Genomic DNA, 26,030 nt, shown 5'->3' on the forward strand with positions numbered 1-26,030 from the left:
CTGTTATTGGCTGCGAAAGAGCTCGCCGGGGGTGAGCCCGAACAGGCTTTTGAATGCGGCGATAAATGCGGATGTCGAGTCGTAACCCGAGGCCAGCGCTGCGCTGGTCACACTTGTGCCCTCCTCCAGCGCTTTAAGTGAGGACAGCAATCGGGCGCGTTGTCGCCAGCCTCGAAAGCTCAGGCCGGTCTCCCGCTGGAACAGGCGCATGAGGGTTTTCTCGGACATGCTCAGTCGCGCTGCCCACTCGGTCAGGGTGATGAGCTGCTCAGGTTGTTCGATGAGTTCGTTGCACAGACAGAGCAGGCGCGCATGCCTTGGCAGCGGCAGGGAAAACCCCACTTCGGGCAGACTTGCCAACTGATCGATCAGCACCTGCACCAGGCGCATCTCGCGGCTGTCGACCTGTGGATATTCCGCCGGCAGTTGGCAGAACGCTTTGATCAGCTCCCTGGCCAGCGGCGTGACTTCCAGCACGCGACAGCGGTCCGGCGCCCACTCGCAATCCTCCCTGCGCACATACAGACTGCGCATCTCGGCGCGGGTTGACGTGACCACTTCATGGTCGAGACCAGCCGGAATCCAAACGCCCCACTGCGGCGGAGCAAAGAAGCTGCCATGGGGGGTGTGAACGCCAAGTACGCCACTGATGGCGTAGGAAAACTGCACCCAGTCGTGGCTGTGAGTGGGGGTCCATGAGCCTTGGCTCAAACTTTCGGCTCGGGCGTAGAGCGCGCGCGGTAGCGCCTTGATCGCCGGGATTTGACGCTGAGTATCGAGGCTGCGTGAGGAGTGTTCGTCAGTTGCCATCGCTGGAGCCTTTTTGGGGGATGACAGCTGATGCAGAATCGGGCTGCCGCACTGGACTAAAAGGGGTCTCTAAAAGGGGTCTGATTTATTTGATTTTGGTTCCCTTCAAACGGGGACAGATTAATTTACGGTGAAGCGCTGTAAATAAATCAGTCCCCTTTAAAGCACTGTAAATAAATCAGTCCCCTTTAAAAAAGTCCCTTGAACACACTTTAAAAAATCAGCTCTCGATGATAGCCGTAACGCCCTGACCACCGGCCGCGCAGATGGAGATCAACCCGCGCCCTCCCCCTTTCTTGCTCAGCAGTTTCGCGAGGTTCGCCACAATCCGCCCACCCGTTGCGGCAAACGGATGCCCGGCCGCCAGCGAGCTGCCTTTCACATTCAGCTTGCTGCGATCGATCGATCCCAACGGCGCATCCAGGCCCAAACGGGTTTTGCAGTATTCGGGGTCTTCCCACGCCTTCAACGTACACAGCACCTGCGCTGCGAAGGCTTCGTGAATCTCGTAATAATCGAAGTCCTGCAGCGTCAACCCGTTGCGTGCCAACAGACGAGGGACGGCGTAGACCGGAGCCATCAGCAGGCCTTCGTTACCGCGCACGAAATCCACGGCGGCGGCCTCGCCATCCCGCCAGTAGGCCAGAATAGGCAAGCCCCGCTCACGCGCCCACGCTTCGCTGGCAAGCAGCACCAAGGACGCGCCATCAGTCAGTGGCGTCGAGTTGCCCGCTGTCAGCGTGCCTTTGGCGCTGGGCTCATAAGCAGGCTTGAGCGAGGCGAGTTTTTCCAGGCTGGCGTCGGCTCGCAGGTTGTTGTCGCGGGTCAGGCCGAGAAACGGCGTGAGCAGGTCGTCCTGCCAGCCTTCCGCATACGCAGCGGCCATTTTCTGATGGCTCTCCAGCGTCAGTTGGTCCTGCGCCTCGCGGGGGATGCCCCAGGTCTGCGCCATCAGCTCGCAGTGCTGGCCCATCGACAAACCGGTGCGGGGTTCGCCATTGCGCGGCAGTTCCGGCTTGAGGTTATGCAGGCGCAATTGTGTCAGCGCCTTGAGCTTGTCAGCCGTCGTCTTGCTGCGATTGACCTGCAACAGAATCTGCCGCAGGTCCTCGTTGACGCCGATGGGCGCGTCGGAGGTGGTATCGACGCCGCCGGCAATGCCGCACTCAATCTGACCGAGGGCGATCTTGTTCGCCACCAGCAGCGCCGCTTCGAGCCCGGTGCCGCAGGCTTGTTGAATGTCATAGGCAGGGGTTTGCGGCGACAGTCTTGAGCCGAGCACACATTCACGGGTGAGGTTGAAATCACGGGAGTGCTTGAGGACGGCGCCGGCGGCGACTTCGCCCATGCGCAGGCCATGCAGATTGAAACGCTCGATCAGACCCTCCAGCGCGGCAGTCAGCATGTCCTGATTGCTGGCGGTGGCATACGCGCCGTTGGAGCGAGCGAACGGAATGCGATTACCGCCGACAATGGCCACGCGTCGTGTCTGAATCATCTAAATCTCCCTGCCCTGAATGCGTCTATTGTTTGAGAAGCGCTGCCTGACAGCGTAGGACCTATTACCCGACCACGCGGTCCACTGATTTGAACCCAGACTCAAGGAGAGTGTTCCATGGCATCCGATCGCTACATTGACTTCGTCAACTCCGACCTCGGCCGCAAGCTGGTCGGGGCCGTCGGTTTGCCTGCGCCCGCACGTCTGGAGCGCTGGCAGGCGGGTCGGTTGCGTCCGGTTGAGGGCGCGATGTTGCTGAGCACGGGGCCATTGGCCGAGCGGGTCAGCGCCTTTGCGCCACGCCTGACCGACGTGTTGTTCAGTGCTGGCGGTGCAGTGACTGGCGAAAATACCGGCGCCCAACCCTGGACCGCCGAGCAGAGCGAGAAGATCAAGGCTGTGGTCTTCGACGCCAGCACGCTACTGCACACCTTTCAGCTGAATCAGTTGCGCGAATTCTTTCAGCCGATCTTGCGTCATCTGGATAACAGCGCCCACGTCGTCATTCTCGCGCGCTCGCCCGATGCCCAAACCGATCCGCTGGCGGCCAGCACGCAGCAGGCCATCGAAGGTTTCAGCCGCTCTCTGGCCAAGGAAATGCGCAACGGCGGCACGGTTCAGCTGCTGCAAGTAGAGGACGGCGCCGAAGATCAACTGGAAGGCGCGCTGCGGTTTTTCCTGTCGCCGAAGAGCGCGTTCATCTCCGGTCAGGTCATTCGCCTGAGTGCCTGCCATCAGCAGGTTCAGGACTGGACCCGCCCACTGGCCGGACGTAAAGCGCTGGTAACCGGCGCAGCCCGAGGCATCGGCGCGGCCATCGCGGAAACCCTCGCCCGTGACGGGGCCGAAGTCGTGTTGCTGGATGTGCCCCAAGCCAAATCCGATCTCGATGCGTTGGCGGCGCGTCTTGGCGGGCAGGCGCTGGTGCTAGACATCTGCGCACCGGACGCTGCCGCTCAGTTGATTGAACACCTCCCCGGCGGCCTGGATATCGTCGTGCACAACGCCGGCATCACCCGGGACAAGACGCTGGCCAATATGCCCGCGGACTTCTGGGACTCGGTGCTCGACGTCAACCTCAATGCTCCCCAGGTGCTGACCCAGGCGCTGATCGACAGCGGCGCACTGCGCGACAACGGCAGTGTGATTCTGCTGGCGTCGATCAGCGGACTGGCAGGCAACCGCGGCCAGACCAACTACACCACCAGCAAGGCCGGCCTGATCGGCTACGCACGGGCAATGGCGCCGACGCTTAAAGCGCGGGGCATCAGCATCAACGCCGTGGCGCCGGGTTTTATCGAAACCAGCATGACGGCGCACATGCCTTTTGCCCTGCGAGAGGCCGGTCGACGCATGAGCTCTTTGGGTCAGGGCGGTCAGCCGCAAGACGTGGCGGAAGCAGTGGCCTGGCTGGGTCAGCCGGGCTCCGGCGCAATGAGCGGCCAGGTGCTGCGCGTGTGCGGCCAAAGCGTGCTTGGCGCCTGAGTGAGCACCGACACGATCACCGTTTGAGCTCGCCCCGTCGGTCCGAGGCGTGCCTGATCTGCAGCATCACCACAGGAGAAGCTCGATGAGTGCGCACTGGCGGTATCTGGACACGCCCCCGGCCTTGCCCGGTTTGTTCATGCAAGCGGCGCTGCGGCGCAAGGTCAGCGGCACCCAATTGCCGGATCAGGGCCTGCGGTGCTGGATGTCGGTGGACCCGGACAAGGTCAAGGCGTTTGCCCAGGTCTGCGGGTTCGTGCCCGGCAGCCTGTTGCCGCCCACTTACCCCCACGTGCTGGCCTTCCCGCTGCAGATGAAGCTGCTTACCGACAAAGACTTCCCCTTCCCGCTCCTCGGGCTGGTCCACTTGCATAACCGGATCAGCATTCGTCGCCCGCTCGGCAGCGTGATCAAGGTGCAGGTCAGCGTACGCGCCGGCCATCTCAAGCCCCACGCCAAAGGCGCGACGTTCAGTCTGATCACCCAGATCGAGGATGCGCTGGGCCTGCTGTGGGAGGAAGAGAGCACGATGCTGTGCCGAGGCGTTCACGTGGATGGAGAGATCGAAGGCGATCACGAGCCCGCGCCACTGCCGATGACGGAACTGGCGACGTGGTCGGCGCCGTCGGACATCGGTCGCCAATACGCGAAGGTCAGTGGTGATTACAACCCGATTCACCTGAGTGACAGCAGCGCCAAACTGTTCGGTTTTCCCAAGGCGATTGCCCATGGGCTGTGGATAAAAAGCCGCTCGTTGGCAGCCCTTGAAGATCACCTGCCGGCCTCGAATGTGGAGATATCGGTGGCATTTCAAAAACCAGTGCGGCTGCCCAGCGTAGTGACGCTGTCTGCCAGCGCGGCAGGGTCCCATGGGCAGTTTAAGCTGGAGGGCGCGGAAGGAATCGTGCATATGGTGGGGAATTGGCAGCCGGCTTCGGAGTGATGGCTGTGCTTGGGCCATCACTTTTGCGGTGTGGCATCTGCCGCTTTCCCGGCTAAAGCCGGTCCTACAAAGGGAATCGGTGCACCGTCGTGGTGGGTCTTGAACCTGCATCTCTGAACACTGCGACCCCTTGCGTCAATCGCCTATCCCCCTGAAGCTACGCACCTTCAGGAGACCCCCATGAACCTCGACGAACTCACCGAACGCCTGCATCGCATCCGCGATAACAACGACTGGCGGCAATTTCACAGCCCGAAAAACCTGGCCATGGCCGCCAGCGTGGAAATGGCTGAACTGGTGGAAATCTTCCAGTGGAAAACCGAAGATCAGTCCCGCCAACTGCCGGCTGATGAACTGGCCCACGCCGGGCAGGAAGTCGGGGACATCGTGCTTTACCTGCTGTTGTTGTGCAGCGAGTTGGGCCTGGACATGGATGAAGTCGTGCGCGCGAAACTGGCGGACGGCGAACGGCGGTTCAGCCAATGAGCGACCGTCATTTCGATCAACTGGCGACGCGCTTCGCTGAAAAAATCTACGGCGGCGCCAAGGGTGCGATCCGTCTAGCGGTGCTGCAAGCTGACCTCACCGAGAGCCTGCCGGATCGTCCGTTGCGCGTGCTGGACATTGGCGCGGGGCTTGGCCACATGTCGTTGTGGCTCGCCGAACGCGGCCATGACGTCACTGTGGCTGAGCCCGCCGCCCCCATGCTGGAGGGCGCCCGTCAGCGCTTCGCCGATGCCGGTCAGCGCGCCACGTTCATTCAAGCACCTTGGCAAGCCCTGCCCGATATTCTGACCGAGCGTTACGACCTGGTGATCTGCCATGCAGTGCTGGAGTGGCTGGACGAGCCGTTCACGATTCTGCCGGTGCTGCATCAGTTGACCGAGCCCGACGGCTGGCTGTCACTGGCTTTTTACAACCGCGACGCACTGATTTACCGCAACCTGCTCAAGGGCCACTTCCGCAAGATGCGCAAGAACACCCTGGCCGGTGAAAAACAGAGCCTGACGCCCCAGGAGCCTGTTGATCCCCGCGAACTGGCGGCGCAACTTGGCTCCCTGTGGCGAGTCGAAACCCAGAGTGGCGTTCGGGTTTTTCACGATTACATGCCGGTCGAGTTTCAGGCCAAAGCTGATCTCGCGGACCTCTTGGAAATGGAGCTCGCACACCGTCGCCACCCGGCCTTCGCCGGACTCGGACGCTATCTGCACTGGATGTGCCGGGCTGTCTGACCCACGCTGGTTGATACACGCTGCTTAACACTCGCTGCGGAGACCCTCATGAAACGCCGTCTCGCTTTGCTTTCCCTCTGCATGGGCCTCGCCGCCTGCCAGAGCCCCAACCCTTATCGCGCCGTGTCTGCGGCCATTCCACCGGCGCCGCCTCAGGCCGCCAATGCGATCGACATGAGCGCATACCCTGCGGCGCCGCGTGATTACGGGCGCTATCGCAACTGGGCCTGGCTCAACGGCCAGCTGCCACCGGGCACCCTCTGGGCTGACTCTGCTCAACTGGCCGAAGCCGTCAGCAACGGGCTGGATCAACGCGGTCTGCGGCCTTCGCAGAACCCGCAGGCGGCAGACCTGCGCGTGGCCGCCGATGCCCATGCAGAGACCCGGATTCGGCAGGTGCGTGACGACTATTACGATCCGTACTACGGCGGTTCAGGTGTGGGCTATTACGGTGGCAATGGGTACCGCAACGGTTACGGCGGTTATGCCAGCGTGCCGATCGTGCGCACCTATCAAGAGCAGGTAGTTGTGGTGCGCATCAGTCTGTTCGATGCCCGCAGCGGTCAGCCGGTCTGGAGCGCGAGCGCCGAAACCGCCAGCGGCGGCGATCAGTCGACGCGCGCCAAAGCCCTGCGCCAGGCCGTACAACAAGCCCTGACGGCCTACCCGCCGTCCTGATTTCGCGCCCCATGGCGTTTTGTTTACACGCTGGAGAAATCCTATGTACCGCCGCATTGCTGTCCTTTGTGTCGCCCTGCTGCTCGGCGCCTGCCAGACTGATCGGGTCAACCGCGATTTCGACGCCCAGCGCGATTTCGGCGCCTACCGGTCCTGGGCGTGGAAGGAGCCCGGTTTGCAATATCAGCCCGACGATCCGCGGATCAAAAGTGACCTCACCGAGCAGCGCATTCGCCAGGCAGTCGGCGAGCAGCTTGAGCAGCGCGGCCTGCGCATGGCGGCGCCCGGCGTGAAAGCGGACGTTCAATTGCAGACGTGGCTGATCGTTGAGAACCGTCAGCAGACGGTCACCACCAACTACGGCGGCGGTGGCGGGTATTGGGGTAATCCATGGGGCGGCTACTGGGGCGGCCCGATCGGCACCGAGACGCGCAACATCGATTACAAAGTCTCGACGCTGCAGATCGACATGCTCGACGGCAAGGACGGCAAGCTGGTGTGGCGTGGCAGCACCGAACAGATGGTCAGTGACGGCAACGCCAACCCTGCTGCGCGCGAGCAGGCTTTGCGCCAGACGGTGCAGAAAATCCTGCAGCAATACCCGCCCCATTGAGGGTGGATCCCAGTTCTCAGCCGGTGAGGCATGGTCCATGTGGGAGTGAGCTTGCTCACGAAGACGGCATTGCAACCGCCGAAGATTCAGCGGTTGTAGCACCCATTCGCGAGCAAGGTGGACCGCCACCCCGCTCGCGCCCACAAGAGTGGGGCGAACTCCAGGCCTCAATCCACCACACTGAATTCCACTCTGGCAGTCTGTCCGCTTTCATCCAGCACGCTCAGTTGATATCGCCCCATGCGTGTGAAGGTGTGGGTGTAGCTGTCCTGACTGGCGGTGTCGCCCACCGGCGTGCCGTCGATGAACCACCAGCGCCGGCCACTTCCGCCCAGCGCCGACAGCTTGAGGCGCAATAGCTGCTGACTGCCGGCCGGCAAGCGCAACTGATCGCCCTCCCGCACCCCCACTACCGACAACGGCGGCGCCAGGCTCAACCCTTGGGGCGGGCATGACGGGTCGATGTCCGGCAAACGTGCCTCGCGCCGCTCGCTCTTGGGCAGCCAGGGTTCGAGCGGCGCCGGCCAGAGCGCAATCTCTTTGACCTGAGCCTGTGGACAACTTGCCGCGACGCGCAAGCCCTTGTCGTTCAGCCAGACTTTCTCCGTGAGCCCCAACCCCAACGGCTGATCGGTCGCCTGCAAGGTCGGCGGCGTCGTGCCGTCGAGGGTCCAGGCGAAACGCTGGCGACGGCAGTTCGGGTCGCTTTTGCTCATCGGCTGACCCAGCGGCCAGCAGATCGCTGCGACACCGACGTTGAGCGGCACCGGCAACACCGGCGGCAGGATGTTGCGCTGGGCGTCGCGGTTCACCAGCAGGTCGTGAACCTGCAGCATCAACGGCGCTGCCGACGCCAGCCCAAACTGCCCCGGCACCGGGGTCCCGTCCGGCCGGCCGATCCACACGCCGATCAGAAACCTCGGCCCTACGCCAATCGACCACGCATCTCGAAAGCCGTAACTGGTGCCGGTTTTCCAGGCCAGTTGCGGGCGCTGCACAAGCTCGGCGTGGGGATCGAGGTCAGGCCGGGATTGGCCGCTGAGAATCCGCCGAATGATCCACGCCGCGCCGGGCGACATCATCGGTCGGTCACGCAGACGGTCATCGGGCTGCAAACGAATGTCCGCACTGCGTCCGCCCCGCGCAAACGCGCTGTAGCCACCGACCAGATCTTCCAGCCGACTGCCTGCACCGCCCAGGATCAACGCCAGATTGGGTTCGGCCAGAGGCGGCAGAGTCAACGGCACGCCGCCATTGCGCAATTCCGCCGCGAAGCGCTTGGGGCCGTAGGCTTCCAGCAACTGCACCGCTGGCAGATTGAGCGACATCGACAGCGCCGAGCTTGCCGCCACCGCACCGTTGAAGCCCGACGAAAAATTGCCGGGACGATAGTCGCCATAGCGCCTTGGCACGTCCTGCAGCAATGACTCGGAATGGATCAGCCCGGCGTCGATGGCCTTGCCGTAGAGAAAGGGTTTCAGCGTTGACCCGGGTGAACGCAGCGCGCTGACCATGTCCACATGACCAAAGCGTTTGGCATCACCGATGTCCACCGAGCCGACGTACGCGCGCACGGCCATGTTCTGCGCTTCTACGACCAGAATCGCGGCGGACGTGCGCTCGGGCAGACGCGCGCGCCAGCCCAGCAGCAGGTCTTCGAGACGTCGCTGCAGACCGGCGTCCAGGGTGGTGCGGATCAGCGGCGAGCTGTTCGGGCGGTTCAGGCGCCGGGCGAGCAAAGGCGCCAGGCTGGGTTCCTGACGAGGCGCGAGCAGCAGCGGCTCTTCCAGCGCTTCGTTAACGGCCCCCTGGGGCCAGGTGCCGAACTCGGCCAGACGCCGTAACACCTTGTCCCGCGCGGCCTGGGCGCGTTGCGCGTGGCGATCCGGACGCAAGCGACTCGGCGCCTGGGGCAAGACCGCCAGCAGCGCCGCGTCGGCACGGGTCAGCTGCTGCGGGGACTTGCCCAGGTAAGCCCAACTGGCGGCGGCGACGCCCTGCAAGGTGCCGCCAAACGGAGCGCGGTTCAGGTACAGCACCAGAATGTCCTGTTTGGACAGGTGCCATTCCAGCTGCGCGGTGCGCCACAGTTGTCGGAGTTTTCCCGCCAGCGTGCGCGAATGCGGGTCGAGCAAACGGGCGACCTGCATCGACAGCGTGCTGCCACCGGACACCACGTGGCCGCCAGCGAGGTTCTGCCAAGCGGCGCGCGCCAGTGCCATGGGATTTACGCCAGGGTGCTGATAGAACCAGCGATCTTCGTAGGTCAGCAGCGCTTCGAGGTAATAGGGCGACACCTGGTCGACCGTCACCGGATAGCGCCAGACGCCATTGGCATCGGCGAACCGCCACAACGGCGTGCCGTCTTCGGCGAGCACCACGCGCGCCAGATCGTCCTTGGGCAAGGGCAGCGGCCAGATCCGATCGGCCAGCCAGAGCAGCAGGCACACCATGAGCAGGCTGCCGATGAGCCAGGCGAAAGCGCGGGCAAAGCGTCGCCCCATTCGCGAGCACGCTCGCTCGCACGATCCCGAGCGAGCCTGTCGTAGCAATAATCGGGCGATCTTCACAGAAAGCCTTTACCCGACAGGGAACTCGCCCGGACAATCGACGGCCAAAGCGAGCAATGCCGTTTTTGGTCCACGCCCCTCATCAGGAAGCAGATATGCAGGTAGAAAGCGTTTTCGAATGGCTCGGCCAAGTGATTGGCGCCGTGATCCGCTTCGTCGTCGACGGCTTAAGCTGGTTGTTCAACATGTTCACTCACGCGGGCGGCAATTTCGTTGACGGCCTGTCGCGCACGCTGGGCATGGACACTTCAATCGTCAGCATCGTCGCCCTGGTCATCGGGTTGATGCTGCTGTATTCAGCGATCCGCGCTTTCATGCGCGCCTCGATCATCATGGGGATCATCTGGCTGTTTCTAGGGTTGTGGCTGTTGAGCTGGATTATTCATTGATACGTCAGGAACCGGGGACAGATTAATTTACGGTGGAGCGTTGTAAATAAATCAGTCCCCTAGCGTCACCTGACGCAAAGCGTCAGTTAAGGCTGCTACCACGCAGCGCGTGGGAGCAATGACCGTCCTTCTACTTCTTGCCCTTCACCACCAACTGCGCCGGCGCTTCGCCCAGTGCCTGCCAGTTCGGCCGATACATCGACTCCACTTGCGGCGGCGGCACGCGGTACACGCCCGGCGTCACAGCCCGCGCCAGATACAGCAGGTGCACCGTGTTGAATTCCTTCAGATCCACCGCAGCCACATAACGATCGCCACGGAATTCCTGATGCTTCACGCCAGCGTTTTCCATCGATTCGCGCCACTGCTTCACAGACTCGCTGGCGTCTTCAAGACTGGCCGAACTCTGCGCCAGATTCTGGTTTTCGATCTCAAGACCGGCCGGCAGTAAATCCACCACCAACGCATCCGGCACGCGCTCCCTGGCCTTGATCTCCAGATGCACCAAGACCAGTTCGCCGCTCTTCAAGCCATTGAGGTTCAGCGCCGCGCCGTCCATGCCCAGATAGTCACGGCTGATCGACAGGATCTCGCCACCGGCCGCAGGCGGCTGAGACGGATACCCGGAGAGGGTCATTTGCTGATACAGCGTGTCGCCACCGGTGTTCTGCACCGTCAACGGCGCGGCCAGCACTGAACTGTCGAGTTTGACGCCCGGCTGAACGTTGCTCAGCGCGCGATTGTTGCTGCCGCTGGTCAAGGTCGCAGCCCATTTGCCTTCGGGCTTATCAAGGATCGCGCGACCGGCCAGGAACAGCGAATTGCGCTCCTGGGTCGACAGATAGCGGTTCGCCGCGACCTGATCGGACAGCGCAAACAGCCGTTCCTCGACCTTGTCTGTCGCCAGTTTGTTCTCCTCCAGCAGTGACAGAATCAATGCCTGATCACGCAACGGGCTGCCGTAATCGGCGAGCCAGTCGTTGGCCTTGCGACCGGCTGCCAGCCCTGCGAGCAAGGCCTGATCGGCGCGGGGTTTGTCGCCCATTTTCTCCAGCGCGATGGACAGCTGCACCAGCGGCAGGCCGGATCGCGCGTCACTGCGGCGCTCAAAGAGGCTGCGCAGCGCACCCAACGGCGCCTGCTGACTGCGTGACAACACCAGACCGGCGTAGGCCTGCACGGCAAAACGGGTGTGGTCGGCGTTTTCGCTGTAATTGACCTCGATCTGATTGCGCTCCTGCAAGTAACGCAATAGCCGCTCATTGGCTTTCTTCAGCGCGTCCGGTGGCACGGCAAAGCCTTGATCGCGAGCGCGCAGCAGGAAGTCGGTCACGTACGCCGTCAGCCAGTATTCCTCCTCGCCGTCCGCCGCCCACAGGCCGAAGCTGCCGTTGTAGCGCTGCATACCGATCAGTCGCTCAATGCCCAGCTCGATCTTGCGCTTGCGGTCGGCATCGGATTCACCTTGGAGGCCCAGACGCTTGAGCGTTGCGGCGTCGGCGTAGAGCGACGGGTACAAGCCGCTGGTGGTCTGCTCCAGGCAACCGTAGGGGTAGGCTTTGAGCGCGCGAATCTGTTCGCCGAGGTTCAGCGGCGGACGGCTCGACACCGACAGCAACGCCTCACGCCCCGCTGGCTCGAAGGCCTCAAGGGCGCCCTCCGGCAGGCTCCACGCCTGATCCTTCAGCACCGCGCGGTATTGCTTGAGCATCGCCGGGTACGCAGGGCGCACGCCAATGGTCCATTCGCGGCTGAACGCCGGCAGGCTCTCGCCCGGCAGGTCCAGGCCATTGACCGTGACACGAATCACGCCCTGACCGAAGCCGCCCAGCGCCTTGACCGGAATTTGCACCGTGGTGCGTTGCCCCTGATCCAGGCTGACGGCTTTCGCGCCGTCGCCGTCTGCGAGGCTCAACTGCCCTTCAGCAACCACTTTCACATTGAGCTTCTGCGCTTTGCCGGACAGGTTCGACAGGTCCAGCGCCACCTTGGTCTGGTCGCCACCCGCCAAGAATCGGGGTGCCGACAGCTCGGCAATCAGCGGCGCCGCTACCACGGTTTTGGCCTCGGCCATGCCGTAGCGCTCATCGGTCCAGGCCTGGGCCATGATCCGCAGCTCACCGTTGAAATCCGGGATGTCGACGCTGACTTCCGCGTCGCCCTGCTCGTTCAGGGTTACCGGCGCGCTTTGCAGGGCGACGATGGTCACACTGGTTTCCGGCCGCTTGCCGCCTTTGGCCAGCGCCGCGTCACCGCCGAAGGCCAGGCTGGCGAGACGATTACGCCCGGCCTCGATCAGCTGGCCGTAGATGTCCAGTTGATCGGCGCCGTACTCCTTGCGCCCGAACATCGCCGCGAACGGATCCGGCGTGGCGTATTCGGTGATGTTGAGAATGCCCACGTCCACGGCCGCGACCAGCACATGCACGCTCTCCGGGATCGTGCCGTCAGCGTTCTTCGCATTGACCTTCAGCTTGAGCGGCTGCTTGGGCCGCATCATCTCGGGTGCCGTGACGGTCAGCGCGAGCTTGCGCTGCGAGCGATCCAGCGGCAGGTGCAGGACGCCCACGGCGCGTTTCGGCGTGACGTTGGCTTTGCGCTCACCCGGACGAATCACCAGCGCGCTGACGTAGAGGTCATGTCGCGCCCACTTCTTGTCCATCGGGATGTCGTAGGTTTTGCCCTCGGCGGGAACATCGATCTCTTGCCACCACAGCGGCCCTTCGCTCGATTCCACCAACAGATAGCCCTTGCCCGCAGACGGCGGCGTGACCGTCACTTTCGCAGTGTCGCCGTCGGCGTAGGCCGGTTTGTCCAGCGCCAGCTTGACCTGATCGGGACGCACGGCGCCGCCTTCGGCGTTGTCCTGCCAGCGGTAACCGGCCCAGAAACGCACGCTGCTGATCAGGCCGGTGGCCGGATCCTCGACTTCGACGCGGTACGGGCCCCACTCAACCGGGAAGCTGATTTTCGCCGTCGAATCCTTCTTCACGCTGAGGGTTTCTTCGGACAGGTTGAGAAACTTCTCGTTGAAGTGATAGCTCCAGCCATCGCTCTCGGAGTAATTCCAGTAGTAATCGCGGCGCTCGCGGACCAGCCGCACCTTGAGGTTGTCGGCGGCCAGTTTGTGGCCCTGGGCGTCGGCCATCAGCACTTCGAACTCAACCGGGCCGTCGCCATCAGTGGCTTCGCCATCGAACAAACTGCGCAGCCCCGGCATTACCTCGGCGGGCCAGACCGGCTGGGTCAGTCGCCGCGTGATCGGGCGCCCACCCGACTCCTGCAAACTGGCCTGTAGCACCAGCTCCAGCGGTGAGCGGGCCTTGGCCCACTGGCTGTCGATACTCAGGTCGAGCTTGCCGTTGGCATCCAGTGTGCTGTCTTCGATTTCAAGGTCCTGCTTGAGATCCTCCTCGGTCACCGAGCCAAACTGATAACCCGGCAGAGCGGGAACCGCTTCACGCAGAGGACGCACATAGAGCTGGCCGTTCAGGCGATTGCCCGACGCTGGCGCGCCGTACAGGTATCGACCGGTGATGGCTACGTCGAACGGCGCATCGGGCGCCAGCGGGGTGTCGCTGCCCTTGAGTTCCAGCGCCATGCGCTCTGGCAGGAAATCTTCGACCTGGAATTCATACAGCTGCGGCTTGCCGTCACCCAGATCAAACACCAGTTGCCAGCGACCTGTGGGTGCTTCGTCCGACAGCTGCAATTGATATTGATAGAGCCCGGTGGCGTCAGCGTCCCACACGAACTTGCGACTGACCTGCTCATCCGGACGGCGCACTTCCACGGTGATCGGCTGCGGTTTCACACTCTTGCCGTCGCTGTCACGCAGCAAGCCATTGAGTAGCACCACTTCTCCCGGACGATAGAGGTCGCGCGGGCCGAAGATAAAGAATTGCAGCGGGTGGGCCTTGGGGCCGGTGATGTCGAATTCCGCCAGATCCAGCGCGGCGCTGTTCAGGCGCAGCATGCTGGTCTGCTCGCCCTGATGGGCCAGCAGCACTTGGGCTTTGGCCGGCAAAGGCAGTTCCGCGTGGCCAGCGTTGTCGGTTTTGCGCTGGCCGATCACACGGCCCTTCTCGTCATACAGCTCGACGTCAACGCCGCTCAGGGCTTTGCCGCCTTCCAGCGCCTGGGTGAACACGTCCAGGCGGTTGGCGTAACGGTGCGCCGACAGACCAATGTCGCTGAGGGTGAACAGCGTGGCTGGCTGCGTGTAGTTGTAGGTCCCGGAGGCACGCATCACGGCAAGATAAACGCCCGGCTGTTGCAGCGGTTTGAGGCCCGAGATCGGCAGCAGCACGGTCTCGCGGGTGTTGCGCGCAGGGTTCAGGTCGAAACGGCCGCTGTAGACCAGATCGGCCAGGGGCAGCAGTTCTTTGGATTGATAACTCCGAAGACTGGACGAGCCTTCCCACGAGCCAAGAAACGCAGGCAGCGACTCAGGCTTGATGCGGAAGAATTCGACGTCAACTTTATCGACGTTGAGGGCAATGACCGGCAGCCCCTCAGCGAGCCGCGTTGGCAGCAGACTGCCGCGACTGGCGAAGCCCACGGTCGCTTGCAGATCAGCCGTCTCCAGACGCGCGGAATACTCGGCCGCCAGGGTGTTGTTGTTCACCGCCACCAGGCCCGGATCGATGGTCAGCACCAGTTTGCGCTGGGGCTCGAGGTGACGAAGGCGCAGCTCCATGAGGTTGTCCGACAGCTCCCAGGCGCCATCGACCTTGCCGTCCTTGCTGTCGACCAGGTGCACTTTTTCAGCGAATTTCTGATCGGGGTTCAAGGGCACCGAGAAGCTCAACGACAGCGTGCTGGCGCCATCGAGTTGAACTTCGGAGACGTCCACCACCGTCAACTCGCGCCCGGCGTAACGCTTGCTCAGCGCAGGAATGTCCACCGCAGGCTTGGGCTTGGCATCGGTGGGGCCGGGTTGCGCAGCTGCTGCAGCCGGCGAAGCGGGGACAGGGGCGGGTTTGTCGGATGAAGAGGAATCGCAGGCACTGAGCAGTACCAGCGCGCAGGCCAGGAACAATCCTTTGTTTAGCATGAGGCACTCATTTGGACGGCAGCGATGAGGGAGCAGAAGTTATAGCACCGCTTTGGCAATCGTAAAGCGCGGCGCGCAGATAGACCGTGGGTTTGTGCTTTTGTTCTCGCTACACTCGCGCGCTAGCCCGGGAGCCTTCATGTCTAACTTCTTCAACGACTGGCGTCAGCGCGCCACGCATCAGCAGGTGTGGGCGCTGGCCGCGCCGATGATCCTGTCGAATATCTCCGTGCCGCTGGTTTCGCTAGTGGACAGCACGGTCATCGGCCATCTCCCCCACGCCCACCAGCTCGGCGCGGTGGCGGTCGGCGGCACGCTGTACAGCTTTCTCGCCTGGGCCATGGGGTTTCTGCGCATGGGCACGACCGGCTTCGCCGCCCAGGCCGCCGGGCGCAACGACGGCGCGGCGCTGCGCCAGGTGCTGTTGCAGGGTTTGCTGCTGGCGATGGGGTTTTCTGTACTGCTGGGGCTGATCGGCCTGCCGTTCCAGCACTTGGCGCTGGAGATGATGCAGCCCTCGGACGATCTCAACGACCTGACCCGCGATTTCTTCCATACCCGCTTATTCGGCTTACCGGCCGCGCTGGCCAGTTATGCGCTGGTGGGCTGGTTCCTCGGGCTGCAAAACGCCCGGGCGCCGCTGGCGATTCTGCTGACCACCAACCTGGTCAACATCGCGCTGAATCTGTGGTTCGTCATGGGCCTGGACTGGGGCGTGGTCGGCAGCGCACGTGCGTCGGTTATCGCCGAATGGACTGGCGCCCTCCTCGGTCTCGCCCTCACCCACAAAGGTCTGCGCGCGTATCCCGGACAGCTGGCGGTGTCCGCGCTCAAGCGCTGGCAGAGCTGGCGACCGCTGCTCACGGTCAATCGCGATATCTTCATTCGCAGCCTGATCCTGCAATCGGTGTTCTTCCTGATCACCGTGCAGGGCGCTCGACTGGGCGACGCCACCGTGGCAGCCAACGCGCTGCTGCTCAATGGGCTGTTGCTGATGGCCCACGCGCTGGACGGACTGGCCCACGCCGTTGAAGCCCTCTGCGGACACGCCATCGGCGCGCGGGATCGCGAGGCGCTGCGGCGCTCGTTGAACGTCTCCGGGGGTTGGTCGCTGATCTGCAGCGTCGCTTTTGTGGGGCTGTTTCTGCTGGGCGGGCACCTGTTCGTCGAGATGCAGACCGACATCACCGCAGTGCGTGACATCGCCTTCGTTTATCTGCCCTATCTCGCCGTTCTGCCCTTTGTCGCGGTCTGGAGCTATTTGCTCGACGGCCTGTTCATCGGCGCCACCCGTGCTCGCGAGATGCGCAACGCGATGATCGTCACTGCCTTGATCACCGCACCGTTCGCCTGGCTGGCAAGCGGGTTCGGCAACCACGGGCTGTGGCTGGTGTTCTTGCTGTTCATGGCATTGAGGGCGCTGACGCTGGGATATCTGGCGTTGAAGCTCAACCGCAGCGGCGCCTGGTTCAACGGCTGACCGAGACGCTGGAGACCTGCGCCTGATCCTGGGCGTGGATAAACGCTGCAACCTCCTCCAGCACCGGCGCCAGGCTGCGTAACGGGCGGGCAAGTGCACCCACCAGCGTGCGATGACTGGTGCGAGAGAAATACACCTCGCGCACTGACACGCCCTGAGCGCGCAACCGACTGGCCATGCCCCCCGTGTTGCGTTGCGGGTTTACTTCCGTGTCGTCCACGGAAGCGATCAGCAACGCCGGCGGTGACGCTGCGCTGACATGGTTGATCGGCTGGGAGTCCGGTGGCGAATTCGGGAAGTAAAAAACCGGCTTCACCTCCGCGTCTTCGATGGGCAGAAAATCATAGGGCCCGGCCAGACCGACCCAGCCCTTGATGATGGAAGGTGTGGTGCCCGCCGCCGCCAGCCATTGCGGATCCAGGGCCAGCATCGCCGCGTTGTAAGCCCCGGCACTGTGGCCCATCACATACAACTTCGCCGGATCCCCGCCGAACTGACGAATGTGATCGCGGGTCCAGCCCACTGCCTGGGCGCTGTCCTGCAGCAGCTCCTGGTAATGCACTTGCGGGTACAACCGATAATCGGCAAGTACCGCAACGATGCCCCGGGACGCCAGCGCCTCACCGACAAAGGCGTAATCACCCCGCGATCCGCTGGTCCAGCTGCCGCCATAGAAGAACACGACGACCGGCGCGTCCGGCGCTGCATCTTTGGGCGTGTAGACGTCGAGTTTATTGCGCGGGTCCGGGCCGTACGCCAGATCGGACGTTCTGCTGAACGTGCTGCTCGGGGTAAACGCGTTGAGCACCTTCAACGGCGAGCAGGCCATCAGCAAGGTCATCAGCCAGGCGGCGGGCACTGCTTTGAGCGCCAATTTGATCATCGTTCATGCTCCCGAAACAGTGAAGGACACCTGACTGTGCAGACAACGAAAACGGGCCACAAGGGCCCGTTTTTGGGACTACCTAACTCATTACGACGACAGGTAGGACGACCGCGTCAGGCCCAGTCGCAAGGCATCCAGAAACTGGGTACGCTCGCGCGGGGTGATCTTGGCGCTGGCCACTTTGTCCCGGTAATGGGTCATCAGTTCTTCCGGCGACAAGTGCACGTAACGCAGCATGTCTTCGATGGTGTCGTGGGTTTCGATCCCGGCTGAATAGGCACTGCCATCCTGGTTTTGATAGATGTTCACCGAATCGGTGTCACCGAACAGGTTGTGCATGTCGCCCAGAATTTCCTGATACGCACCGACCAGGAACACGCCCAGCAAGTAATCCTCACCCTCGTTCAACGAGTGAACCGGCAGGCTGGTCTCGATGCTCTGCTCGTCGACGTACTGATTGATCTTGCCGTCGGAGTCGCAGGTCAGGTCTTGCAGTACGGCGCGACGCAGCGGCTCTTCGTCCAGGCGATGCAGCGGAATGATCGGCAGCACCTGATCGATCGCCCAGGTATCCGGCAGGCTCTGGAACACCGAGAAGTTGCAGATGTACTTGTCGGCCAGCTTGTCGTTGAGTTCGTCGAGCACCTGACGATGGGAACGCTGACGGGCTTTCAGCGAGTTGTGCAAACGGCGGCACACTGCGAAATAGCACTGCTCGCCCAAGGCCTTCTGCGCCAGGGTGATCTTGCCGTCGGAGTACTGGGACGCGATGTCGCTCATGTAGTGCGTGGCGCGCCAGTAGGTCTCGGTGACCATTTCGATGTCGGTCGGGCCGAGCAGATCGATCAGCCACTGCAGGGTTTCCGGCAGGCTTTCCTTGTCGGTGATCTCCGGCACTTCGTCGTTGTGACGCTCGACGTCGGTCACCTGAATCACCAGCATGGCGTGGTGCGCAGTCAGCGAACGGCCGCTCTCCGAGAAGATGTGCGGATGCGGCAGGCCCTGCGCGTCGCAGAACTCCTTGAGCATCCCGACCACGACACCGGCGTAATCGTCCATGTCGTAGTTGATCGAACTGGCGTTGCGCGAATGCGTGCCGTCGTAGTCGACACCCAGACCGCCGCCCACGTCGATGTGATCGACCGGCAGGCCAAGGTTACGCAGCTCGCCGTAGTAACGAATCGCTTCCTTGAAACCATGCTGGTAGTCGGCCAGGTTGGCGATCTGCGAGCCCATATGGAAGTGCAGCAAACGAATGCCCTGATCGAGCCCTGCCTTGGTGAAGCGCTCGACGACCGACAGCAACTGCGCGGCGGACAGCCCGAACTTGGACTTCTCGCCACCGGTGTCGGCCCATTTGCTGGAGGCCAGGGACGACAGGCGCACGCGCAGCCCCACTTGCGGCGCGACCTTCAGCTCGGCGGCTTCTTCGATGACCAGTTCGACTTCGGACTCTTTCTCGATGACGATAAAGACGTTGTGGCCCAGCTTCTGCCCCATCAAGGCAAGACGAATGAACTCGCGGTCCTTGTAGCCGTTGCAGACGATGGTGCCGCCCTTCGGCGCCAAAGCCAGCACGGCCATCAGCTCAGGCTTGGAGCCGGCTTCGAGGCCTATGGAAACGTTTTGCGTGGCGATGATGTTTTCCACCACCGCTTCCTGCTGGTTGACCTTGATCGGGTACAGCGCGGTGTATTTGCTCTGGTATTCCAGGCGGGCGATGTTTTCGTCGAACGCACCGGTCAACTGACGCACGCGGTCCTGCAGTATGTCAGGGAAACGCACCAGCAGTGGCAGGGACAAGCCGCTTTTGCGCAGCTGATCGACCTGCTCGTAAAGATCGATGGGCGAGCTGGTCGGCCCGTTGGGGCGAACTTCAACGCGGCCGGCTTCATTGATTGCGAAATAACCGGCCCCCCAATGACGGATCCCGTAGACACTGCGGCTGTCTGCCACGGTCCATTGGCTGCCATCGTCTTTGCGTGTGCGTCGTACGGACATCAAAGTCCCCTATAGAAAAGTCATAAAGCCCCGGCCTGACCGGCTGGGCGCAGTGTAGAGCGTGGAAATGACGGTTTGGCGCCTGCTCGCCTGTGGGGCAATAGACCCGCATTGCGCAGCAGAGTTTGCATGGATGACTGCGGCCAGACCGACGACAAAATCAACGGGCTCGAAACAGACGGCTCAACCGCCCGACTTCTTCGCCTTGAAACCCTGTTTGACCAGCTCGGCCAACAGCGTGTCGACGTGGTCACCCTGGATCTCGATCACGCCATCCTTCAGCGCGCCGCCGGTTCCACACCGTTGCTTGAGGGTCTTTGCCAGGTCCTTGAGCGCGTCTTCGGCCAGCGGAACGCCGGTGACGGTCGTGACGGTCTTGCCGCCGCGGCCTTTACTTTCACGGCGCACACGGGCGATGCCATCACCTTCCGGGATGAGCGTGCTTTTGCAAGTGCAGGCGTCGACAGGCTGACGGCAGTCGGGACAATGCCGACCGGCATCGGTTGAAAATACCAGGCCACCGAGGGCGGCGAAGGATGCGGCTTTTTTGGCCACCGGCAATCCTCTTGTTGAGGAGCGAAGTCTGGCCGACGGGAGCCGACCGCGAAGCCCCACTCAGGCAGGGGCAGCGCTACCGGATCGCAAGGGCGGTCCGGCGTGAAAAGTCGCGCAGTGTAACGGCAAAAGGCGCCGATGCTAAGTGCAAATATGCGCCAATTTACGGGACATTTGCGACGCCTTCCAAATAGCGCTTCAACGCGGCCAACGAGTCCGGGCAGTAAGGCTTTTCAGTGGTTTCGCGCAGTACTTGATCAATGCTGAGAAAGCGCGCTTCCAGCACTTCTTCCGGCTGCAGCTTCAATGGCCCGTCCCAGATCGCCGAGAACACGGCGCACCACAGGCGGTTATCCGGCTGATCGAAGAAGAACCGCTCGTGAGCCGCAAGCGCCACGCCGGAAACGCCCAACTCTTCCTCCAGTTCGCGCGCCGCCGAGAGCTCGTAGCTTTCATCGGCCTGCACCATACCGCCCGCCGCCACATCCCAGTAGCCGGGATAAATGGCCTTGCTCAGCGTGCGCCGGTGCACACACAGCTCGCCAGCCGAATTGAACAGAAGGATATAGGTGCCGCGCCCGATGAGCCCGCGCTCACGCAGATCTGCCCTGGGTAAAGAACCGAGGGGTTGGTCATGACGATCAACCCAGGCAATCAACTCGGCATCGGAGGCCGCACGGTGGGCGGCCTCTTGATCGGAAACACTCATCGATCAGCCTTGGGACAGCAGCTGACGCAGGTCAATCACCGCCGCATTGGCACGCGACAGGTAGTTGGCCATGACCAGCGAGTGGTTGGCGAAAATGCCGAACGGGCTGCCGTTGAGGATCATCGGGCTCCAGATCGGCTCTTGCGAGGCTTCCAGCTCACGAATGATCTGACGCACGCTGACGGTCGCGTTCTTCTTCGCCAGAACATCGGCGAAATCGACCTCGATCGCGCGCAGCAGGTGCGACAGCGCCCAGGCCTGACCACGTGCTTCGTAGAAGACGTTATCGATCTGCATCCATGGGGTTTCAACGATTTCTTCGTCAACCTGCGGCACTTCGCCCGGCTTGACCGTAACCGTGGATTGCGCCTCGGTTTTCAGGGTGCTGTTCAGTTTGACCCGACCCACGCTGGCGGACAGCCGCTGGGAAAGGGAGCCCAGTCGCGTACCCACGTCGCCCAGCCAGTTGTTCAGGTTGTCGGCGCGGGTGTAGAACAGCGCGCCCTTCTGATTCGGGTCAGACAGGCGCGCCTGATAGCGGCTCAGCGCAGCGATACCGTCACGGTATTGAGACTCGCTCGAAGGCAGCACCCAGCTTTTGTTGTCGAAGTTGAACAACGGCTCGGCACGTGCCAGGTCGCCATCTTCAGCGGACTGTGACTGCGAGCGGGCGAAGTCTTTACGCAGGGCACGGCTCAGGTCGCGCACCTGGACCAGGACGCCATATTCCCAGCTCGGCATGTTGTCCATCCACAGGCCGGGCGGCGAGCGATCGTTGGAAATGTAACCGCCCGGCTTGTCCAGCAGAGTGGAGGCGACGGTTTTGAGGGTTTCGACGGTGGTGTAGCCCAACACCATCTGCTTGCCTTCGCTTTGCGCGGCGGCCTGGGCTTGCTGCTGGACCGGAAACAGGGGCGGTTCGCTGCTCCACCAGATGCCGAGCACCACAGTGACCACCAGGTAGATACCCACCACGGCCCCGACGGCGCGACTGAACAACAGGCCGCCCCAATAACCGCGAGGCGCCTTGCCCATCGGTTTTTCGTCAACGCGTTCAGTTCCCGCGCTGCCCGAGCGCTTCTTCCAATCCAGCATGGCCTTGTCCTTTCAATCACGGAATTCAGTGCTTCTGACCGCAACCTTACAGCAAGGTGCGTTTGGCAGGAATGTGATGGCAGGTGCAATTGTTGAGCAACTGAGTCGAGCGCCTTCCCGGCCGGCTTTAGCCGGGAGGAGGCGGATGCTGAGGCCATCAGGGTTACGCTTTATGGCACCTCATCCATTCTCTTACCGTCAGCAACCACGGGTGATCTGCATGGCCTGAATAGAACCAACTGATCCGTACACTCAAACGGGTTAAAAGCTGGAAATTTGACGGATAAAATCGGCAAAAATCACGAGAAAATGACTTGCGGCATCCTTAGCCGCAGAAAGTAGTGCTAGCATAGCGCCACCACTTATATCGGGGTTTCCCCTATAAAGAAGTCAGGACATGACCGAAGCAGAAGATCCGAGCCGCGACCGGCTCAGACACCACTTTGCCCAGCGCGTTATCCATCAGGCTCGTCAGATCCTTGAGGTGTGGCAGCGCCTGCAGCAAAGTGAATGGTCGGCAACGGACATGGCTGAACTCACCGAGGCCAACGAGCGGCTGCTGCGGTTTGCAGAACGCTTCGAGCAGGCCGAACACGTGCAACTCGCCACCGCGATTAACCTGGCATTGCTCGACGTCGAGGCCAATCGCGGTCGATTGAGCAGCGCCCTGATTACTGACCTCAACCGTCTGATGCAACGCTTGTCCCACACCGGCCTCAGGCACGGCGACCGTCTTGAGCAAACCGCTCTGCCGCCCCTGCGCAAACCGATTTACATTGTGCTGGAGGACCATGAACGCGGCGAGCGTCTGGCCAAGCAACTGGAGTTCTTCGGTCTGAGCGCGCAGTCCCTCGCAAGCGTCGACACCTTCCACATGACGATGGCCGAACGCTTGCCTGCCGCTGTCGTCATGGACGTCGACTTCGGTGGCGCAGGCCAGGGCCTGAAGCTCGCCACCCAGATGCAGGAAGGACTCGAGCAAAAACTCCCGCTGCTGTTTTTCAGCCATCACGAGACGGACACGCCCACGCGCCTCGCCGCCGTGCGCGCCGGTGGAGAGGAATTCCTGACCGGCACGCTCGAAGCGTCAAGCTTGCTGGAAAAGATCGAAATCCTGACACGAGTTGCACAGTACGAACCCTACAAGGTGCTGATCATCGATGATTCGCGCGCCCAGGCGAAGCACACCGAACGCTTGCTGAACGGGGCCGGAATCGTCACCCGTACCCTGCTCGACCCCATCAAGACCATGGCTGAGCTGGCCGAATTTCAGCCTGACCTGATCATCCTCGACATGTACATGCCCGGCTGCACCGGCACCGAGCTGGCCAAAGTGATCCGCCACAATGATCGCTACGTCAGCGTGCCAATCATCTACCTCTCGGCTGAAGACGATCTGGATAAACAGCTGGACGCGATGAGCGAAGGCGGCGATGACTTTCTCACCAAACCCATCAAGCCTCGCCACCTGATCACCACCGTGCGCAATCGCGCGGCACGGGCGCGCAACCTCAAGGCGCGCATGATCCGCGACAGCCTGACCGGCCTGTACAACCACACGCACATCCTGCAATTGCTTGAAGATTGCAGCTTCCGCTCGCGGCGAGAGAACAAGCCGCTGAGCTTCGCGATGCTGGACATCGACCATTTCAAGAAGGTCAACGACAGCCACGGCCACCCCATGGGCGACCGCGTGATCAAAAGCCTGGCGCTGTTCCTCAAGCAAAGACTGCGCAAGACCGACTACATCGGTCGCTACGGCGGTGAGGAGTTCGCCGTGGTCATGCCGGACACTGATCTCGCAGCGGCCCACGGCGTGCTCGACGAAATTCGCCAGCGCTTCGCCGAAATCCATTACCCCGCGGAGCCTGTGGATCTGTTCTGCACCTTCAGCGCCGGGGTGGTAGAGATCACCGAGGACGACGACGCGCTGATGATGGCCTCGCAAGCAGACGAAGCGCTGTACCGCGCAAAAAAGGCAGGCCGCAATCAGGTGCACGGGTTAGAAGTACATGCAGCAGTGTCGCCCCACAGCAAACACACCCAGCCGGACATCGTTTGACAGGTTGCGTCCTGCATCATTTTCAGACCGAAGTTCAGACCGAAGAACTCTAGCCCTCCCTGCACGCCCGCAGCCACTCCGCTATCATGCGCGGACTTCTGTGATGCGAGACCGCCATGCGCCGCCTGCTTTGTCTGTTACTGCTGATCTGTGCCCTGCCCGCCGTCGGCGCGAGCTTTCTGGAGAACAGATCGAGCTCCACACTGGGCGGCGCAGCTGTCGACAACAGCAAGGATTTTCTGCCGGTGCGTCAGGCGTTTCAGTTGAACCTGAGCGACACCAGCCCAGAGTCCGTCAAGCTTCAGTTCGTCGCCACTGAAGGCTATTACCTCTATCGCCATCGCTTTCAGTTCCGCACCGAGCCCGCCGACATCGGCCTCGGCGCCGCGCAACTGCCAGACGGCGAAAAGAAGCACGATGAGTACTTTGGCGACGTTGAGGTCTATCACGGCATCCTCGACGTCACCCTGCCGCGCAAAACCGGAGACACGCGGCCCTTCACCCTTGTCGTCACCTATCAGGGCTGCGCGGACAAGGGCCTTTGCTACCCGCCGGAAACCGAGCGACTGAGCATCGGCGGCGCGAGCCCTGCAAAGTCCGATACGCCCCTTGCCGGGAATGTCACCCACGCCGAGTTCAGCTGGAAACAACTGGCGCTGTTTTTCCTCGCCGGCGTCGGCCTGACGTTCACGCCGTGCGTATTGCCGATGCTGCCGATCCTCTCCGGCGTGGTCCTGCGCGGACAGATCGGCGGGTTGCGCGGGTTCTCCTTGGCCTTGGCCTACGTGCTGCCGATGGCGCTCTGCTTCGCGATCCTTGGGGCAGTGATGGGCACGTTCGGCGCCAGCCTCAATCTGCAGGCACGATTGCAATCGGCGTGGGTGCTCGTGCCGTTCGCCGGTTTTTTCGCGCTGTTCGCCGTGGCCATGTTCGGTGCGTTCGAGCTGCGCCTGCCCCGCGCGCTCAATGACCGACTGGACCGCATCGCCGGCAATACCCAGGGCGGGTCTTTGTGGGGCGCGGCGGTTCTGGGCGTGGTTTCAAGCCTGCTGGTCTCGCCCTGTGTCTCGGCACCACTGGCCGGCGCGCTGCTTTATATAAGCGCCAGCGGCGATGCCCTGGGCGGGGCCTTGAAGCTGTTGGCTCTGGGCCTGGGCATGGGCGCGCCGCTGGTGCTGGTGGCGACGGGCGGGGCGGCGTGGCTGCCTAAAAGCGGGCCGTGGCTGGTGGCGGTCAAGAATGCCATCGGCGTGCTGTTGCTGGCCCTGGCCATCGGCTTGCTGAGCCGGGTGATTCCGGGGCAACTCACGCTACTGTTAATCGGCCTGCTGTGGGCCGGCGTTGCGTTGTTCCTCGGTGCATTGGAGTTCGGCGAAAAGACCACGCGGGGCCGCCTCGCTCAATTGCTTGGCTTGTTCTTGCTGGTTTACGCCCTTGCCTGCTGGTACGGCGCTTTCAGCGGGCAGACCGATCCGCTGCGTCCGCTGGGTCAATCCCGGCTCGATTCGGGCCCTGCCCAACCGGCCTCGGAAAGCCGCTGGCAGACCGTGACCCAGGCCAGCGAGCTGGACGGGATCCTTGAAGCGTCCAAAAGCGCCGGCCAACCCGTGCTGGTCGACTGGTACGCCGACTGGTGCATCAGCTGCAAGGTTATCGAGCACGAGGTGCTGCCAGATCCAAAAGTCGTCAGCCAACTGGGGGCCTTCAAGCTGATCCGCTTCGACATGACGGACAGTAATGCCGAGCAACGCGCATTGCTCGATCGCTACAAACTGTTTGGCCCTCCCGCGCTGCTGTTTTTCGGAAAAAACGGCAACGAGCTGGAAAACGCACGCGTCGTCGGCGAAATCGACGTCGAAGCGTTCTCAGAGCGGCTTTCTAGAGCAAATGACCAAATCTAGCGCCATGGTCACAAACTTCGCGCGAACATCGGGCATCGTGCTGAATATTGTGGGTAACTGGACAGTC

At 62.4% G+C, this 26,030-nt stretch carries 19 protein-coding genes; 10 read left to right on the forward strand and 9 right to left on the reverse strand.

Annotated elements, in window-relative coordinates; translation table 11 throughout:
* Positions 1–3: 3 nt before the first annotated feature.
* Both M1E04_RS21555 and M1E04_RS21560 read right to left on the reverse strand, forming a co-directional pair.
* Positions 4–810 carry an AraC family transcriptional regulator gene (locus M1E04_RS21555; RefSeq protein WP_456292011.1) on the reverse strand — a complete coding sequence of 269 codons (807 nt, stop codon included), beginning with the start codon at positions 808–810 and terminating at the stop codon, positions 4–6.
* Between the two features lie 220 nt (positions 811–1,030).
* Positions 1,031–2,308 (reverse strand): acetyl-CoA C-acetyltransferase, encoded by a 1,278-nt coding sequence (locus M1E04_RS21560; RefSeq protein WP_456292012.1) that lies wholly within the window; start codon positions 2,306–2,308, stop codon positions 1,031–1,033.
* 117 nt (positions 2,309–2,425) lie between these two features.
* Between M1E04_RS21560 and M1E04_RS21565 the strand changes: the two genes are divergently transcribed.
* From M1E04_RS21565 to M1E04_RS21590, 6 genes are all read left to right on the forward strand, one after another.
* Entirely contained in the window at positions 2,426–3,793 is a 1,368-nt protein-coding gene (locus tag M1E04_RS21565; protein WP_065987711.1) for a 3-oxoacyl-ACP reductase, read from the forward strand.
* A gap of 85 nt (positions 3,794–3,878) precedes the next feature.
* Positions 3,879–4,736, forward strand: a complete 858-nt coding sequence (locus M1E04_RS21570; RefSeq protein WP_456292013.1) for a MaoC/PaaZ C-terminal domain-containing protein — start codon at positions 3,879–3,881, stop codon at positions 4,734–4,736.
* Between the two features lie 180 nt (positions 4,737–4,916).
* Complete coding sequence (locus M1E04_RS21575) at positions 4,917–5,222, forward strand: MazG-like family protein (protein WP_065987713.1); 306 nt, start codon at positions 4,917–4,919, stop codon at positions 5,220–5,222.
* On the forward strand, positions 5,219–5,968 hold the full coding sequence (locus M1E04_RS21580; RefSeq protein WP_296309195.1) for a methyltransferase domain-containing protein: 750 nt from the start codon (positions 5,219–5,221) through the stop codon (positions 5,966–5,968). The genes M1E04_RS21575 and M1E04_RS21580 overlap by 4 nt, the downstream gene beginning before the upstream one ends.
* A gap of 48 nt (positions 5,969–6,016) precedes the next feature.
* A complete protein-coding gene (locus tag M1E04_RS21585; protein ID WP_192133208.1) occupies positions 6,017–6,646 on the forward strand; it encodes a DUF4136 domain-containing protein in 630 nt (209 codons plus the stop codon).
* A 43-nt stretch (positions 6,647–6,689) separates the two neighbouring features.
* Entirely contained in the window at positions 6,690–7,259 is a 570-nt protein-coding gene (locus M1E04_RS21590) for a DUF4136 domain-containing protein (protein ID WP_065987716.1), read from the forward strand.
* 167 nt (positions 7,260–7,426) lie between these two features.
* On the opposite strand, the gene pbpC is transcribed toward M1E04_RS21590, so the two are convergent.
* Positions 7,427–9,763, reverse strand: a complete 2,337-nt coding sequence (gene pbpC, locus M1E04_RS21595) for a peptidoglycan glycosyltransferase PbpC (RefSeq protein ID WP_456292014.1) — start codon at positions 9,761–9,763, stop codon at positions 7,427–7,429.
* A gap of 161 nt (positions 9,764–9,924) precedes the next feature.
* Here pbpC and M1E04_RS21600 point away from each other — a divergent pair, with 161 nt between their 5' ends.
* The gene (locus tag M1E04_RS21600; RefSeq protein WP_065987718.1) at positions 9,925–10,218 is read left to right on the forward strand and encodes a hypothetical protein; all 294 of its coding nucleotides are present in this window, start codon (positions 9,925–9,927) and stop codon (positions 10,216–10,218) included.
* Positions 10,219–10,348: 130 nt separating this feature from the next.
* Here M1E04_RS21600 and M1E04_RS21605 read toward each other — a convergent pair whose 3' ends face one another.
* Entirely contained in the window at positions 10,349–15,274 is a 4,926-nt protein-coding gene (locus tag M1E04_RS21605; protein WP_456292015.1) for an alpha-2-macroglobulin family protein, read from the reverse strand.
* 139 nt (positions 15,275–15,413) lie between these two features.
* Between M1E04_RS21605 and M1E04_RS21610 the strand changes: the two genes are divergently transcribed.
* Positions 15,414–16,754: an MATE family efflux transporter gene (locus tag M1E04_RS21610; RefSeq protein ID WP_456292016.1), complete on the forward strand. Its 1,341-nt coding sequence runs from the start codon at positions 15,414–15,416 to the stop codon at positions 16,752–16,754.
* On the opposite strand, the gene M1E04_RS21615 is transcribed toward M1E04_RS21610, so the two are convergent.
* From M1E04_RS21615 to M1E04_RS21635, 5 genes are all read right to left on the reverse strand, one after another.
* Positions 16,744–17,637, reverse strand: coding sequence for an alpha/beta hydrolase (locus M1E04_RS21615; RefSeq protein WP_456292017.1), 894 nt, complete (start codon positions 17,635–17,637; stop codon positions 16,744–16,746). The genes M1E04_RS21610 and M1E04_RS21615 overlap by 11 nt on opposite strands.
* A 90-nt stretch (positions 17,638–17,727) precedes the next feature.
* On the reverse strand, positions 17,728–19,641 hold the full coding sequence (gene speA, locus M1E04_RS21620) for an arginine decarboxylase (protein ID WP_065987722.1): 1,914 nt from the start codon (positions 19,639–19,641) through the stop codon (positions 17,728–17,730).
* Positions 19,642–19,824: 183 nt separating this feature from the next.
* A complete protein-coding gene (locus M1E04_RS21625; protein WP_065987874.1) occupies positions 19,825–20,196 on the reverse strand; it encodes a translation initiation factor Sui1 in 372 nt (123 codons plus the stop codon).
* A gap of 163 nt (positions 20,197–20,359) precedes the next feature.
* Positions 20,360–20,905 carry an NUDIX hydrolase gene (locus M1E04_RS21630; protein ID WP_065987723.1) on the reverse strand — a complete coding sequence of 182 codons (546 nt, stop codon included), beginning with the start codon at positions 20,903–20,905 and terminating at the stop codon, positions 20,360–20,362.
* A gap of 3 nt (positions 20,906–20,908) precedes the next feature.
* On the reverse strand, positions 20,909–22,000 hold the full coding sequence (locus M1E04_RS21635; RefSeq protein ID WP_065987724.1) for a DUF2333 family protein: 1,092 nt from the start codon (positions 21,998–22,000) through the stop codon (positions 20,909–20,911).
* A gap of 397 nt (positions 22,001–22,397) precedes the next feature.
* Between M1E04_RS21635 and M1E04_RS21640 the strand changes: the two genes are divergently transcribed.
* Both M1E04_RS21640 and M1E04_RS21645 read left to right on the forward strand, forming a co-directional pair.
* Positions 22,398–24,062, forward strand: a complete 1,665-nt coding sequence (locus M1E04_RS21640; RefSeq protein ID WP_192133220.1) for a response regulator — start codon at positions 22,398–22,400, stop codon at positions 24,060–24,062.
* Positions 24,063–24,178: 116 nt separating this feature from the next.
* Positions 24,179–25,963 (forward strand): protein-disulfide reductase DsbD, encoded by a 1,785-nt coding sequence (locus tag M1E04_RS21645; protein WP_456292018.1) that lies wholly within the window; start codon positions 24,179–24,181, stop codon positions 25,961–25,963.
* Positions 25,964–26,030: the final 67 nt, after the last annotated feature.

This window comes from Pseudomonas sp. AK106, from assembly GCF_053903055.1.